Source organism: Cohnella fermenti (genome assembly GCF_004801405.1).
In the GTDB taxonomy this organism is placed as follows: domain Bacteria; phylum Bacillota; class Bacilli; order Paenibacillales; family Paenibacillaceae; genus Cohnella; species Cohnella fermenti.
In genome coordinates this window covers 65,021-79,746 of the sequence record NZ_SSOB01000013.1, presented here as the reverse complement: position 1 = coordinate 79,746, position 14,726 = coordinate 65,021, and the positions used below count along the sequence as shown (strand labels likewise).

Sequence of the window (14,726 nt, the reverse complement as noted above, 5' to 3'; positions counted from 1 at the left end):
TGCCGCCGTCCATGAATGAATTGGAGAGTGCATGAGGCAATGAGAATGACTCCGAAGAAATGGCTGGCCGCGGCGGGAATCGCCGGCGTGCTGGCGCTGGCGTTCGCGTGGGGCGGCGACCGTCCTTCCGGATCGTCCGAACCGGCAGCGACGAGCGCTTCCGGCCTTGCGGGCGAAGCGGCTCCCGAGGCAAGCGCGGGCGCGGCGCCGTCGTCGGCTGCGGCGTCCGGCCCGGAGGCGGATTCGTCCGCGGCAACGGGCTCGGGCGGCCAGGGAGCGGCGCCGGGGGCGAACGCAGGCTCCGCATCGGGGACGAGCGAAGGTGCCGCGTCGGAGCCGAGCGAAGGTGCCGCGTCGAGCGCTTCGTCCGCGGCAACCGATGCGGGCGGGGCGGCGGCTTCGACACCCGCTTCCGCGCCGCCAGCTTCGGTCAGCCCGCCCGCCACTCCGGGCCCAAGCGATGCGTCCGGGGCCGGACCGTCCCCCGGGAGCGCCGCCCGGCCGTCCGAATCGCCGGCTGCAGCCGAGGACAAGAACACGCAACATACGGCAACGCTGTCCGTGACGGCCAAGTCGATTCTGGCGAACCTCGACCTGTTCGACGAAGACAAGCTTGAGGTTCTGCCGGCAGACGGCGTTCTGTTCGCTTCGCGCCAGGTGACGTTCGAAGAAGGCGACACGGCGTTCGACGTGCTGCAGCGGGAGATGAAGAAGAACAAGATACCGCTCGAGTTCGCCAAGACGCCGGCCTATAACAGCAGCTATGTCGAAGGGATCGCCAACATCTACGAATTCGACTGCGGGGAGCTGAGCGGGTGGATGTATAAGGTGAACGGGGCGTTCCCGAATTACGGCAGCAGCCGTTATTCGCTCAAGGACGGAGACGTTGTGGAATGGGTGTACACATGCGATCTTGGACGCGACGTCGGGGGCGAACAGGCGGCGGGGAAGCAGACGTGAGAAGAGACGCCTTCGCTTCCTATCATCCCGTCGTCGGCTTCGCGTACTTCGTTGCGGTTATCGCCTTCAGCATGCTGTGGATGCATCCCGTTCTGCAGGCGATCTCGCTGTTCGGGGCCGTCGTCTACTCCCAGTTGCTGAGGAGCGCGAAGGCGCTCCGGTTTAATCTGCTGTACATGCTGCCGCTCCTGCTGTTCGCGGCCCTTCTGAATCCCGCCTTCAATCATGCGGGAGCGACGATTCTGTTCTATCTGCGCAGCGGGAACCCGGTAACGCTCGAATCGCTGTTGTACGGGGCGGCGGCGGCGGTCATGTTCGTGACGGTGCTCATCTGGTTCTCCTGCTACAACGCCGTCATGACGTCCGACAAGTTCATCTACTTGTTCGGCCGGCTGCTGCCGGGCTTATCGCTGATCTTCTCGATGGTGCTTCGGTTCGTGCCCCGGTACCGCAATCAGATCGGCCGAATCTCGCTCGCGCAGAGAAGCATCGGACGCGACGCGACGCAAGGATCGTTGGTGCGGAAGGCGCAGAACGGCATGCGAATCGTCTCGATCATGACGACGTGGGCGCTTGAGAACGCGATCGAGACGGCCGATTCCATGAAGGCGAGAGGGTACGGACTGCCGCGCCGGACGAGCTTCTCCCTCTATCGCTTCGACAGGCGGGATCGACTTGCGCTCGGCTGGCTTGCGTTCTTCGCCGCAATCGTCTTGACGGGAGCGGCGCTGGGGCATAACGCGATCCGCTTCTTCCCGTCGATCCGGATGGAGCCGGCGACGCCGCTGAGCTTCATCGTGTACGCAAGCTATTGTGCGCTATGCCTGATGCCGGTCGGCATTCAATTGGTGGAGGACTTCAAATGGAAATTTATCGCATCGAGAACGTAACGTTCTCCTTCCCCGAGCAGACGGCTCCCGCCCTGCGCGATGTCTCGCTTCGCATTCGCAGCGGCGAGTTCGTTGCCGTGTGCGGCAGGTCCGGCTGCGGCAAGAGCACGCTGCTGCGGCACCTGAAGCCGGCGCTGACTCCGCACGGCAGCAGGGAAGGGAGCATCCTCTACCGGGGAAGGGAGGTCGGGGAATGGGACGCGAGAACGCAAGCCTCGGAGATCGGCTACGTGCTGCAGAGCCCCGACAACCAGATCGTCACGGACAAGGTGTGGCATGAGCTGGCGTTCGGGCTTGAGAGCCTTGGCGTGGATACGCCGACGATTCGGCTGCGCGTCGCCGAGATGGCCAGCTTCTTCGGCATCCAGTCGTGGTTCCGCCGGGACGTCGCCGAGTTGTCCGGCGGGCAGAAGCAACTGCTGAACCTGGCCTCGATCATGGCGATGCACCCGTCCGTGCTTGTGCTCGACGAGCCGACCTCGCAGCTCGATCCGATCGCGGCGGCGGAGTTCCTCGGCACGCTCAGCAAGATTAATCGGGAGCTCGGCACGACCGTTGTGCTGACCGAGCACCGTCTTGAGGAAGTGCTTCCCCTGTCCGACCGCCTGATCGTTCTCGATGCGGGCTCCGTGATCGTCGACGAGGCGCCTCGGGAGGCGGGTGCTCGGCTGCGCAAGCTCGATCACCCGATGTTCCGCTCGATGCCTTCGCCCATGCGAATCCATGCCGGAAGCGGAGCCGGCGGACCGGTGCCGCTGACGGTAAAGGAAGGGCGGCAATGGCTGGATTCCGTTGCAGGGAGGGCCATCGCCGATTCCGGGACGGGAGAAGTGAAGGAGCCGGCCGGGAATCCGGACGGAGCACGGCGGCACGCGAAGGAGCGCGCGAGCGGCGCGAGGCCCGCCGCAGTCGAACTGCAGGACGTCTGGTTCAAGTTCGCGAAGAATGCGCCGGATACGATCAAGGACCTCTCGCTCCGCGTAGAAGAGGGGGAATTCCTCGGGCTCGTCGGCGGCAACGGGACGGGGAAGACGACAATGCTCTCGCTGATCGGAGGGCTGCTGAAGCCGTATCGCGGCCGAATTCTCGTCGCGGGCCAAGACCCGGCCAAGACGAGCCCGGACAAGCTGTTCCGCGGGCTGCTCGGCGTGCTGCCGCAGAATCCGCAGTCGCTCTTCGTCAAGAAGACGGTTGAACTTGATCTGTATGAGATGCTGGACGGCGAGAAGCTGTCGGAGGCGCAGAAGGCGGAGCGGATCGCCGAGGTTGTCCGGTTCGCGGAGCTTGAGCCGCTGCTGCGGATGCATCCGTACGACTTAAGCGGCGGCGAGCAGCAGCGGGCGGCCCTTGCGAAGGTGCTGCTTCTGGAGCCGGCCATTCTGCTCTTGGACGAGCCGACGAAGGGGCTGGACGGCTTCTTCAAGGAGAAGCTGGGCGAGCTGCTCCGGAAGTTCCATGAGGATGGCAAAACGATTGTGATGGTGTCGCACGACATCGAGTTCTGCGCCAAGCACGCGAAGCGGTGTTCCATGTTCTTCGACGGCAGCGTCATCTCGTCGAACGAGACGGCGGCGTTCTTCGCCGGCAACTCGTTCTACACGACGTCCGCCAATCGGATGGCGCGCCATCTCGATCGGGCGGCGGTAACGGAGGAGGACGTGATTCGCTTATGTCGAACGGAACGCTAAAGGGCGGCAACGGAAGGGATGCGGTTGACCGGACGGGACCGCGCGTGTCCGGACAGCAGCGTGCGGCGTCCCGCCGCTGGTCGCGCCGCACGCTGCTGTCCGCCCTGCTCATCGTCCTCGTCATCCCGGCGACGATTCTGCTCGGCGTGTTCGTCCTGGACGACCGCAAGTACTACTTCGTCAGCTTGCTTATTATTTTATATACGCTCGTTCCGTTCGCTCTCGTGTTCGAGAATCGCAAGCCGCAGGCAAGAGAGCTGATCGTCATCGCCGTGCTTGCCGCCATCGCCGTCGCGGGCCGGGCCGCGTTCTTCATGGTTCCGCAGTTCAAGCCGGTCGTCGCGATCGTCATTATCGCGGGCGTCAGCTTCGGCGCGGAGGCGGGCTTCCTTGTCGGGGCGACCGCCGGCTTCGTCTCGAACTTCTTCTTCGGGCAAGGCCCGTGGACGCCGTGGCAGATGTTCTGCTTCGGCATCATCGGCTTCGTCGCGGGGCTGCTCTATCGCAAAGGATGGTTGAAGCGGTCCCGGTTGTCCTTGTGTTTCTTCGGAGGATTAATGACATTAATTATCTACGGCGGCATCATCAACATCGGTTCGGTTATGATGTTTACCCCGAGGTTCAACTGGCAGGCGTTGGCTGCGGCTTACGCGACGGGGTTCTGGTTCGATCTGGTGCATGCCGTCGCGACGGTGGTCTTCCTGTACGTGCTGTCAAGACCCATGATCGAGAAGCTGGACCGGATCAAAACCAAGTACGGACTCGTCGAACGCTGATGTCCGACGGAAGCGCGCCTGTCTCCATTAACGGCACCACTCTGCTTTATATATAAAATTTTTAAGACGAGAGGAAGTTAAATCAGATGAGAACCAACAAAACAAGAAACAGCTTGCTGTCGGCGGCATTGCTCGCCGTCGGATTGACGTCTGTCGCGGGAGGGGCAAGCGCCGCTTCCCAGACGGCGAATGCGCCGATCGGCGAAGTGACGATGACCGTCGAGAAGTTCACGATCGGCCAAGGCTATTACCTGGAACCGACCGTCGTTCCGTTCTATGCGGGAGACAACGGGGCGGACCTGGTGCTGCGAGCGCTTGGGGAAGACAACGTGAAGTACCAAGGCGCGACGGACACCGGCTTCTACCTGACGGGAGTCAAGGATTCGACGCTCGAGGCGAACATTCCGGCTTACATTCTGTCCCATATGAGCGAGGAGCCGACGGCGAGAGAGAGCGACGACGAATGGCTCGGCGAGTACGACTACTCTCCCGAAGGCGGCTGGATGTCGGTGGTGAACAACGTATCGCCGGATGTCGGCCCTTCCGATTACAAGCCGCATGAAGGGGACGTCATTCGTTACCAATTCACCGTGTCGGGCTACGGAGCGGACTTCACGACAAGCGAATGGGCGGAAGGATACGCGACCTTCGCGAACAAGGACAAGCTGACGACGCTCGTGGCAGGGTTGAATTCCTCTTCCGCCCAAGCGGCCAAGCTGGCCCAAGCGGACATCAAGAGTGCTTACGACAACGCCTATGACGTCCTCAAGAACCTGGAGAGCACGCAAGCGAGCGTCGACGCGGCCTACGACCGACTGGCCGGGCTGCTCGACTGGAAGCTGGCATTCTCCGACGCCGGAACGATCTCGAGCTGGGCGGCCGACTCTCTCGGCAAGGCCGTCGAGAAGGGCTACCTGCAAGGCAGCGACGGCAAGCTCAGCCCGAAGGCGACCATCACGCGGGCGGAGTTCGCGAAGCTCCTCGTGAACGTTCTCGGACTGGAGCTGTCGACTTCCGCATCCAGCTCCTTCAGCGACGTATCGCCGGAGAAGTGGTACTTCGTTTACGTGAACACGGCCAGCGAGGCGGGCTTCATCAGCGGCTACAAAGGCGCCTTCCTCCCGAACGACTCGATTACCCGCGAGCAGATGGCTTCGATTCTCGTCAAGGCGCTCGGAGTCAAGGACGCGGCTGCTGCGGCAACGATCGCCGACGCCGCAAGCGTCTCGGCCTGGGCGAAGGCGGATGTCGAACTTGCCATCGGCACTGGGCTTATGCAAGGGCAGGACAACCGCTTCGATCCGCAAGGAGACGTTACCCGCGAGATGGCGACGGTAGTGGCGCTGCGAGCCTATGCTTACCGTGCCGAGCACGCGGCTGCGTAAGGCCGGGCTTGAGGCAACGACACAGGCAAGGCGCGACGAGGCTAGTGCAAAGCGGCTAGAGGCTAGAGGTTAGCGTTAGCGGTTAGAGGCTGGAGGTTAGCGTTAGCGGTTAGAGGCTGGAGAGGCTAAAGGTTAGCGTCTAGAGGCTAGCGAGTACAGAGGTTAGCGGAATCAATGCAGGCAAGCGAAGCAAGAGCAAGCCGGCGGTACGGGGATCGGTCCCTGTGCCGCTTTTTTTATGCTCGCAGCGCTCTTGCGGCCTGCTCATTTCCCAAATGAATGTGAAATTTCACATTCATTTGCGTGGATTACGGCCGTTTGGCCAATTTTATGCGGTTTTTCGCATATAATCGGCCAGCTCGCAGGATCGCACGGCGATATATGCTATTTTTCACATAGAATGCTCGATTGCGGGCGTCGCGCCGGATTTGAATGTGAAATTTCACATAGAATCGTTCATCGACTGAGGATGTGTTGGTGGAGTAGCGTTGGTGGAGTCGCGTTGGCGGAGGGGAGCGCGTGGGGGCGCGATCTAGGTTGTGACGACGGAGGGCGTGTTGGCGGAGCACATTGGCACGGGGACATGTTGCCGGGCGATGCGTCAGTGGGGAGGAGACGGGGCGCGATCCATCGGCGGGGACAGCCGGCTGCCCGTTTGCCATGTCGATGGCGATCCTGTACCATTAAAGCTTGGATAGCACACAGAGAGGATGGAATCGAACATGGAAGCGAACGTACCCGTCAAGCTGACTTCTTACTCGAGCAAGGGAGGCTGCGGCTGCAAAATCGGACCGGCGGATCTGCACCAGGTGCTGCGGAATCTTCCTCCGGCGGAGCCGAACCCGAACCTGCTGGTCGGGCTCGATACGAGCGACGACGCGGGTGTGTACCGGCTGACGGACGAGCTTGCGCTTGTGCAGACGGTCGACTTCTTCACCCCGATCGTCGACAACCCGTACGACTTCGGGCAGATTGCCGCGGCCAACGCGATAAGCGACATCTATGCGATGGGCGGCAAGCCTTTAACGGTGTTAAATATAGTGGCGTTCCCGATCTCGACGCTGGACAAGCAAGTGCTCGCGGACATTCTGCGCGGGGCCGGCGACAAGGTGCGCGAAGCGGGAGCGACGCTCGTCGGCGGGCATTCGATCGACGACAAGGAGCCGAAGTTCGGGCTTGCGGTGACCGGGCTCGTGAACCCGAGCCGCGTGCGCACGAACGCGGGCGCGAAGCCCGGCGACAGGCTGATTCTGACGAAGCCGATCGGCGTCGGCATCCTGACGACGTCCGTCAAGAAGGACCAGCTCGGCGAAGCGGAGATTCGCCGGATGACGCAAGTGATGGCGACGCTTAACAAGACGGCGGCCGAGATCATGGAGCCGTATCCCGTCCATGCCTGCACGGACGTCACCGGCTTCGGCCTGATCGGGCACGCGCTCGAGATGGCGAAGGGCAGCGGTCTCGGGCTTGTGATCCGGGGAAGCGACGTGCCGAAGCTGCCGCGCGTGCGGGAGCTGGCCGAGAACGGCTTCGTGCCCGGCGGCACTAAGAACAACTTCAAGCATGTGCAGGACGACGTCGACTTCCCCGAGCCTATGGACGAGCTCGACCGCTTGATTCTGTGCGATGCGGTCACCTCGGGCGGCTTGCTCATCTCCGTCGACGCGGATGCTTCGCAGCGGCTTCACGCGGAGCTGGTCGCGGCCGGAGTGGAAGCAAGCCTGATCGGCGAAGTGACGGCCGACCATCCGAACCGCATCCGGGTCGTCTGACTCGGGAAGGCGGCGCGGATAGGCAGGATGGATAGGCGGCGCGGAGAGCACGATCAGAGAGGAAGAGAGCATGTTCCAGGACATCACCATAGAAGAATGGGCCGAACTGCGGCTGGCCAAAGGAATTACGACGATCGACGTTCGCTCTCCCGGAGAATTCGCGGAAGCGACGATCCCGGACAGCGTCAACGTTCCGCTCTTCGACAACGAGGAGAGGGCTGAGGTCGGCACGCTGTACAAGCAAGTCGGCGTGCAGGCGGCGAAGGAGCGGGGGCTTGAGATCGTCTCCGCGAAGCTGCCGTCGTTCATTCGGCAGATCGGGTCCATATCGGGGAAGAAGGCTGTTTTCTGCTGGCGGGGCGGCATGCGGAGCCGGACGACGGCGACGCTGCTCTCCTTGATGGACATTCACGTCTATCGTCTCGCCGGGGGCTACCGGGCGTATCGGAGCTGGGTGCTGGAGAGCCTGGCGTCGATGACCTTCGAGCCGCCGGCGTATGTGCTGAACGGATTGACGGGAACGGGCAAAACCGCGATTCTGCAGCTTCTGGCGCAGCGCGGAGCGCCCGTGCTGGATCTTGAAGGGATGGCCGGACATCGCGGCTCCATCTTCGGCGGCATCGGGAGGACGGCGAGCAATCAGAAGAAGTTCGATGCGCTGCTCTTCGAGCGGCTTCGGCTGCTGCGGGACGCCCCTTACGTGCTGTTCGAAGCCGAGGGCAAACGAATCGGCAAGGTCGTCCAGCCGGAGCTTATGGTTCGGAAGCGGGAAGAGGCGAAGACGGTCTGGATCGAATTGCCGCTCGAGGTAAGAGTGCGCAACCTGATCGAAGACTATCGGCCGGGCGAGCATCAGGAGGAGTGCCTGGCGGCATTCCGCGTCATCAAAGGCCAGATCCACACGCCGATTGCGGCCGAGATCGACGCTTCGCTTAAGGAAGAGAAGTACGAGCGGGCAATCGAGCTGTTGCTGACGCATTACTACGACCCCCGTTACGAGCACAGCTCCGGCGGGCGCTCCTCCGGCGAGGAGGCAACGATCCGGGCGAGTTCGATCCCGGACGCGGCCGAACAGCTAGAGGCATGGATCAACCATCCATCGAACGTTCCGATGGTACGGTCTTAAACGGGCCAGTCGCCAAGACATACGGTCATACGGATTGAAGCCAGGCCCATGCGGACGTGCATGGGTCTCTTCAACGATGGATCGTTGGATCGAGGGAGTGCAGAGGCCAAGGGGGAAAATGGGTTGCGGAAGAAAGTCCCCATCTGGCATACTCGAGTGGGAGGCCGTATCGGGCGGCCGAATGGCACTCCTGGCACTTGTGTGGAGAACGGAATGTGTGGAGAACGGAATATCGATGGAGGTGAACGCATTGGGCATTGCTCTGATCCGAGAGGACCGAGACTTGAGAAGCGTTGCGAACTTCTGATTTTGATGATCAACCCATTCAGAAAGGAAGGTTCGCGACCATGCCAACCCCCAAGCCTCTGACGATTCACAAGTTGAGAGAGATGAAGTCGAACGGACAACCCATTGTCATGACGACCGCCTATGATTATCCTTCCGCCCGGCTGGCCGAGGAAGCCGGCGTGGACATTGTTCTTGTCGGCGATTCGCTCGGGAACGTCATTCTGAACTACGAGTCCACGATTCCGGTAACGCTCGACGACATCGTTTACCATGCCCGGGCGGTCGCCCGCGGTGCGATGCATACGTTCCGCGTCGCCGACATGCCGTTCATGACGTATCACGGCAGCCTCGACGAGACGCTTCGCCATGTGCGCCGTCTCATGCAGGAAGGGCATGCCCACGCGGTGAAGATGGAAGGCGGCCAAGAGATCGAGCGCACCGTCAAACGGATCGTTCAGGCGGGGGTGCCCGTTCTGGGGCATATCGGCCTCACTCCGCAATCGATTCACCAGCTTGGCGGCTATAAGATCCAAGGCAAGGACCCGCAGAGCGTCCGCCGTCTGCTGGACGACGCGAAAGCGCTGGAACGCGCGGGAGTATTCGCGATCGTGGTCGAGCTTATGACCGAGGAGGCGGCGGAGCGTATTGCGCGCGAGGTCGCGATTCCGATCATCGGCATCGGAGCGGGCCGAAGCTGCGACGGCCAACTGCTCGTCTACCACGACCTGGTTCGTTATTCCCCGGACTATCGCGGGAAGAAGTTCGTCAAGACCTATGCGGACGTCGGGAGCCTGATCCGGGACAGCATCGCGAGGTATGCCGATGAAGTCAGGACACGGGCGTTCCCGGCCGAAGAGCACGTCTTCCATGCCGGGCAAGACAGCGTGAAGGCATTGTACGGCCAATCCTGAACGGACGCAGGGTCGCCTCGCCGTAACGAAGCAAAAAGAGAGTATCCATCACATCTGTGGGTACTCTCTTTCGTTTTGTCGCTTAGTTAACGCCTCTGTTGCGCTATTTAGTTATGGTTCCTTCGCCGATTAACCGTTCTTTATCCTTTAAAGAGAAAACGCCAGGCAACCAGTCTTCCAAATGTCCGTATCCGCCAACAATATCTTCATCGACTTGATAAATGACCGCGTATATTTGCTTTCCTGTTTTTTGTTTTTCTTTGAGCAAGTAGGTTGTAATATAAATCTCTTCATTCGCGTACGGCTTCAAATCCACAATAGCTGCGATGCTTGGGTCCGCGCTTTTGGTCTCCAGCTTTGCCTTGCCGATCTTGTCCTCAACATGCCAAATCCACCCCTTCATTTTCCATTATAGAGACGAGACGTAAAAATCTGCATGAAGGTTGCAGCTTCGACCATTCTCCCAGGGCATAGAAAAAGACGTGCGAATCCGCACGTCAACGCAATGTCATTTAAACCTTCTGCACCTCGGAAGACATCTCGCAACGGAACCCGTCACCGGCATCAGACGCCGGATTTCCTCCCGCCTGCAAGGTAATCTTCGATGGCGGGAGGCACCTCCGAGAGATCGGACAGCGTCAGGAACGCTCCCTGCGGCGCGGCGTCGATCGGGATCATGTTGAACATCCATTCCTGGTCGCGCTTCATGTAGATGGCGTTAAGGCCGCATTCGAGGGCGGGCACGACATCGGTTCGGATCGAGTTGCCGATCATCCACGTGCGGCCGGAATCGAACGCGCCGTCCGTTAGAATTCCCTTCAGCGCCTCGGTGTTCTTGTGCATGCGCACATAGATGCGGTCGTCGAAGTACCGCTCAAGCTGCAGCCGCTCGATCTTGCGCTTCTGGATAACCGGATCGCCGCCCGTATACAGATGCAGCTCATGGCCGCTCTCGCGCAGGAAGGTGAGCGTGGCGTCCATGTGCGGGTAGGGCTCGGCCTCATGCTCGTAGACGCTGATTCCGATCTCCCAGAGCAGCTTCTTCTCCTTCTCGTCCGGGCTGCGGCCGTAGCGTTCGCAGAAGAAGAGATACGTATCGACGAACGATTGCGGGAAGTGTTCGCTGAGGAAGCCGAGAACCTTGACCCCGGCAATATCGATCTCGGTATGCTTGGTCAGGAATTCTCCACGCGCCGGAGAATAAGAGGAGAACCAGTCCATCATCGTGTCGGCGAATTGCTCCAGCGTCAGATGGAAGTACTTGTTGCAATAAATAAGGGTGTCGTCCAGATCGAACAAGAGAGTCTGCTTCATTCTTCATGCTCCTTCAAGGATTCCAAGACAATACTTCCATTATGGCGACGAGGGGGGAGTTTGTAAATGCGGGCAAAGTGGCAAAATGGAAGAATGCCCCGATAAAGGGCGAAGGGTCGTTCCGGCGATCCAACCGGTCAGGAGGTGAGCGGCAGCCGATGCCAAGAAACGGCAGCTCCAAAATCGACGACCAGCAGAACGCCTCGCGGATGAAGGAAGAAGCGAGAGCGCTTCGTCTGGACAAGATGTCCCGTTACCCGCCAAGCCTGAACAAGATCAACAAGAACTTGCCGTAATTGCACGCGAATACGGACGAGAACCCTTGTTCTCGTCCTGGTCATCGCAGCTCCCTGGTCCTGTTGACGACAAACATGCAGGGTCGCTTGTACCTTGTTACGCGTACTTGGCGCGCTTGGCGTTCAGATCCCGCCGAATGAACGCAATCCGCTGCCGCACATAGAAGTCGTAGCTTCCCCCGCGCAGCTCGCGAGGGTTTATCGTGTGCCCGGTATCGTTATCGACAATGATAAGCTTCCCGTCGGCGTAAAATTTGAACGTAAGATCTCGTGACGGGCGGCTTCCTCTCGAAGGTTCCACGTAGCGGAAGTGTTCGCAGTTAACCATCCCAAATCCACCTCTCTGGCAGATGATATAAGAACAATTGTTCTTGTTCTCATTATAGCAAACATCCGTTCGTATGGAAAGGTGTTCCGGAATACAATAAACTATATTTATTGCGTAAATTTACGAAATTCTATTCGTCATTCAGAAGGAGCACCCATAATCGATGATTACGATAGCTGGCTTGACCCGCAAGCTGCCCCAAGGCAAAGTTGTGCTGAAGGACATTCGAGGACAGCTTGAGGCCGGGGCGTTCATCGCCGTCGTCGGCCCAAGCGGCAGCGGGAAGTCGACGCTGCTGAAGTGTCTCGCCCTCAAGGACCCGTGGAGCGGGGGAGAATACTTGTTCGACGGCCAGAATCTGCTCAAGGCGGGCATGCTCGCGAAGTGGAAGGCGCGCCGGAAGATGGCTTATCTGGAGCAGAAGCCGATTCTCTATGAGAAGAAGACGGCGCTGAAGAACGTTCTGATCGGAGCGATCGGCCAAGTGCCGTGGTTCCGCCGCGTGACGGGCATGGTCCGCAACGACGACTATATGGGCGCGATGGAGACGTTGGAATCCGTCGGTCTTATCGACAGGGCGCATCAGCATGCGGAGAAGCTGAGCGGCGGCGAGCGCCAGAGAGTCGCGATCGCCCGGGCGATCGCGCACGGCGCCGAGCTGCTCTTCGCCGACGAGCCGGTATCGGGCCTCGATCCACATTCCCAGGAAGATATCATGGACAGGCTGAAGAAGATCTGCAAGGAGAAGCGGACAACGATCGTCGTCGCGATGCACCGCCTCGAGCTGGCGGAGAAGTTCGCGGACGAGATCTGGGGGCTGAAGGACGGGCAGATCGAGCTGAAGGTGCGCGGCCGCAGGCTGACCGGCGCCGAGAAGGCGAGATTGTCTTGAGCCGGGATACCGGGAGTCTTGGCGCCGATAACGCCGATAACGCCGATACCTTCAATAACGCCGCGATCCGTCCGATTCCGGCGGAGCGGATAGCGGAAGCGCATGAGCTCGAGAGCCTCTGCTATCCGGCCGATCAGGCCGCGACGCTGGAAGCGTTCCGTTATCGCCAGGCGACGTTCCCCGGCTTCTTCCTGGGAGCGTGGGAAGGGGACCGGCTGGTCGGCCTCGTCTGCGGCGTGCGCACGGATGCGCGGGATTGCGCAGATGTCGGCATCAAGCGGAGCCACGGCGGACGAACGGATGGCCGCAAGCTGTGCATTCTGTCGGTTGCGGCGCACCCGGATCGCCGGGGGCAGGGGCTTGCGACGCGGCTGCTCGACGGGGTTGTGTCGGCGGCGAAGGCCGCAGGGCTCGCGGCGGTGATGCTCATGAGCCAGCGCGAGCTCGTGCCCTGGTACGAAGCGCGCGGCTTCCGGGCGACGGGGCTTGTCCATGCCGAACACGGAGGCGTTCGCTGGCACGACATGCGCCTCGACTTCGGGGCGTGACGGAACCCGGCGACGGAGGCAAGGCAGAACGGAGGGAACGGAGTGGACGGAAGGAGCAGGGCAAACGAAGGCGATCGTCTCGTCTCCATCAACACGGGCAAGGCGAAGGTGTCCAGCTTCAAGGGCAAGGAAGCCCGCTCGGGCATCTGGAAGGCTCCTGCCGGGGAGGTTCTCGCGCTTGCGCCCGAAGGCTTCGAAGGAGACGAGCAGGCGGATCTCGTCAACCACGGAGGACCGGACAAGGCGGTGTGCGTATACAGCCTGATTCACTATCCCCATTGGGAGAGTGTGCTCGGCCGGCGGCTGCCGATCGGAGCGTTCGGGGAGAACTTCACCGTCGCAGGATTGTCCGAGGACGACGTGCATATCGGAGACGTCTATCGGATCGGCGATGCGGTTGTTCAGGTGAGCCAGCCAAGGCAGCCTTGCTGGAAGCTGGCGATGAAGTGGGGGATGGACGAGCTGCCGGCGCTTGTGACGGAGCGGGGGGCGACCGGCTTCTACTTCCGTGTGATCGAGCCGGGGGTTGTCCGCACGGGCGAGTTCGAGCTGGTGGAGCGGCATCCCGCAGGCATCTCCGTGACCGAGGCGAACCGGATCATGCACAAGGACCGGGCGGATAAGAGCGGCATAAGGAAAATGCTCGGGCTGGGCGCGCTCTCGGACTCCTGGCGAGGAACGTTCGCGAAGCGGCTCGCCAGGCTGGAGGGGGAAGCGGAATGACGGGGTTCGAGGGGAAGACGGTTGTCCTGACCGGGGCCGCCGGCGGGATCGGCCGCGATCTGGCGCGGGCGTATGCCGGGCGGGGAGCCGCCGTGCTGCTCACCGATCTGTCCGGCGAAGCCGGGGAGGCTCTCGCCCGCGAGCTGAACGAGGCCGGAGGGAGCGCGAGCTTCTTCCCGGCCGACCTGGCGCAGCCCGAGGCCGCCGGGCTGATTATGGAGGCGGCCGTGCGGACGTTCGGCCGCATCGACATTCTGATCAACAACGCGGGCTTCGGCATCTGGAAGCCGCCGCTCGAGCTGTCGGTCGACGAATGGGATGCCGTGCTGAACGTCAACCTTCGCGGCACGTTCCTGTGCTCCCGCGAAGCGGCCAAGGTCATGAAGCGGCAAGCGCAGGGCGGGGCGATCGTGAACATCGCGTCGACGCGGGCGGCGCAGTCCGAGCCGAACTCGGAGGCGTATGCCGCCTCCAAGGGCGGGATTGTGGCGATCACTCACGCGCTTGCGCTGTCGCTCGGCGCGGACCGCATTCGCGTGAACGCGATAAGCCCCGGCTGGATCGACAACGGCAAGTTCGGCGAGCTGCGTCCCGAGGACCATGCCCAGCATCCGGCGGGCCGCGTCGGACGGACGGCGGATATCGCGCGCGCCTGCTTCTATCTGACCGATCCGGACAACGACTTCGTCACCGGCATCAACCTGACGGTGGACGGCGGCATGACCCGGAAGATGATCTACGAGGAATAGACAGGACCTATGCAATCGCAGAGAGGTTGCTACATACAATAGGAGCAGAAGGGCGGCAACCGCGGCGCAGCGGCGGAATT

16 protein-coding genes are annotated in these 14,726 nt (G+C 61.4%); 13 read left to right on the top strand and 3 right to left on the bottom strand.

From position 1 onward, the window contains the following. Nucleotides 1-45 precede the first annotated feature (45 nt). The 8 genes from E6C55_RS12050 (at nucleotide 46) to panB (ending at nucleotide 9,796) form a co-directional block, all read left to right on the top strand. A complete protein-coding gene (locus tag E6C55_RS12050) occupies nucleotides 46-960 on the top strand; it encodes a DUF4430 domain-containing protein (RefSeq protein ID WP_136370047.1) in 915 nt (304 codons plus the stop codon). Next, nucleotides 957-1,850, top strand: coding sequence for an energy-coupling factor transporter transmembrane component T (locus tag E6C55_RS12045; protein WP_168735599.1), 894 nt, complete (start codon nucleotides 957-959; stop codon nucleotides 1,848-1,850). The genes E6C55_RS12050 and E6C55_RS12045 overlap by 4 nt, the downstream gene beginning before the upstream one ends. Further along, a complete protein-coding gene (locus tag E6C55_RS12040) occupies nucleotides 1,823-3,538 on the top strand; it encodes an ABC transporter ATP-binding protein (protein ID WP_168735598.1) in 1,716 nt (571 codons plus the stop codon). The genes E6C55_RS12045 and E6C55_RS12040 overlap by 28 nt, the downstream gene beginning before the upstream one ends. Then, complete coding sequence (locus tag E6C55_RS33795) at nucleotides 3,520-4,314, top strand: ECF transporter S component (RefSeq protein ID WP_168735597.1); 795 nt, start codon at nucleotides 3,520-3,522, stop codon at nucleotides 4,312-4,314. The genes E6C55_RS12040 and E6C55_RS33795 overlap by 19 nt, the downstream gene beginning before the upstream one ends. An 86-nt stretch (nucleotides 4,315-4,400) precedes the next feature. Then, a complete protein-coding gene (locus E6C55_RS12035) occupies nucleotides 4,401-5,699 on the top strand; it encodes an S-layer homology domain-containing protein (RefSeq protein WP_136370045.1) in 1,299 nt (432 codons plus the stop codon). A 722-nt stretch (nucleotides 5,700-6,421) separates the two neighbouring features. After that, nucleotides 6,422-7,471: a selenide, water dikinase SelD gene (gene selD / locus E6C55_RS12030; protein WP_136370044.1), complete on the top strand. Its 1,050-nt coding sequence runs from the start codon at nucleotides 6,422-6,424 to the stop codon at nucleotides 7,469-7,471. Between the two features lie 70 nt (nucleotides 7,472-7,541). Continuing rightward, the gene (mnmH, locus tag E6C55_RS12025) at nucleotides 7,542-8,597 is read left to right on the top strand and encodes a tRNA 2-selenouridine(34) synthase MnmH (RefSeq protein WP_136370043.1); all 1,056 of its coding nucleotides are present in this window, start codon (nucleotides 7,542-7,544) and stop codon (nucleotides 8,595-8,597) included. 347 nt (nucleotides 8,598-8,944) lie between these two features. Continuing rightward, nucleotides 8,945-9,796 (top strand): 3-methyl-2-oxobutanoate hydroxymethyltransferase, encoded by an 852-nt coding sequence (panB, locus tag E6C55_RS12020; RefSeq protein WP_136370042.1) that lies wholly within the window; start codon nucleotides 8,945-8,947, stop codon nucleotides 9,794-9,796. A 103-nt stretch (nucleotides 9,797-9,899) separates the two neighbouring features. Here the strand turns inward: panB and E6C55_RS12015 are convergent, their stop codons facing one another. Together E6C55_RS12015 and E6C55_RS12010 are read right to left on the bottom strand one after the other, a co-directional pair. Further along, nucleotides 9,900-10,199, bottom strand: a complete 300-nt coding sequence (locus E6C55_RS12015) for a DUF4830 domain-containing protein (protein ID WP_136370041.1) — start codon at nucleotides 10,197-10,199, stop codon at nucleotides 9,900-9,902. 161 nt (nucleotides 10,200-10,360) lie between these two features. Further along, nucleotides 10,361-11,110 (bottom strand): HAD family hydrolase, encoded by a 750-nt coding sequence (locus E6C55_RS12010; protein WP_136370040.1) that lies wholly within the window; start codon nucleotides 11,108-11,110, stop codon nucleotides 10,361-10,363. A 158-nt stretch (nucleotides 11,111-11,268) separates the two neighbouring features. On the opposite strand from E6C55_RS12010, the gene E6C55_RS33790 reads away from it, so the two are divergent. After that, entirely contained in the window at nucleotides 11,269-11,406 is a 138-nt protein-coding gene (locus E6C55_RS33790; protein ID WP_168735596.1) for a hypothetical protein, read from the top strand. 97 nt (nucleotides 11,407-11,503) lie between these two features. Here E6C55_RS33790 and E6C55_RS12005 read toward each other — a convergent pair whose 3' ends face one another. Then, the gene (locus E6C55_RS12005) at nucleotides 11,504-11,734 is read right to left on the bottom strand and encodes a hypothetical protein (RefSeq protein ID WP_136370039.1); all 231 of its coding nucleotides are present in this window, start codon (nucleotides 11,732-11,734) and stop codon (nucleotides 11,504-11,506) included. A gap of 163 nt (nucleotides 11,735-11,897) precedes the next feature. Between E6C55_RS12005 and E6C55_RS12000 the strand changes: the two genes are divergently transcribed. From E6C55_RS12000 to E6C55_RS11985, 4 genes are read left to right on the top strand one after another with little or no spacing between them, the layout of a single operon-like run. Further along, the gene (locus E6C55_RS12000; protein WP_136370038.1) at nucleotides 11,898-12,626 is read left to right on the top strand and encodes a phosphonate ABC transporter ATP-binding protein; all 729 of its coding nucleotides are present in this window, start codon (nucleotides 11,898-11,900) and stop codon (nucleotides 12,624-12,626) included. Further along, nucleotides 12,623-13,174, top strand: a complete 552-nt coding sequence (locus E6C55_RS11995; RefSeq protein WP_168735595.1) for a GNAT family N-acetyltransferase — start codon at nucleotides 12,623-12,625, stop codon at nucleotides 13,172-13,174. The genes E6C55_RS12000 and E6C55_RS11995 overlap by 4 nt, the downstream gene beginning before the upstream one ends. Nucleotides 13,175-13,216: 42 nt before the next feature. Further along, complete coding sequence (locus tag E6C55_RS11990) at nucleotides 13,217-13,897, top strand: MOSC domain-containing protein (protein ID WP_136370037.1); 681 nt, start codon at nucleotides 13,217-13,219, stop codon at nucleotides 13,895-13,897. Then, entirely contained in the window at nucleotides 13,894-14,646 is a 753-nt protein-coding gene (locus tag E6C55_RS11985; RefSeq protein ID WP_136370036.1) for an SDR family NAD(P)-dependent oxidoreductase, read from the top strand. Before E6C55_RS11990 ends, E6C55_RS11985 begins: the two co-directional genes overlap by 4 nt. Nucleotides 14,647-14,726: the final 80 nt, after the last annotated feature.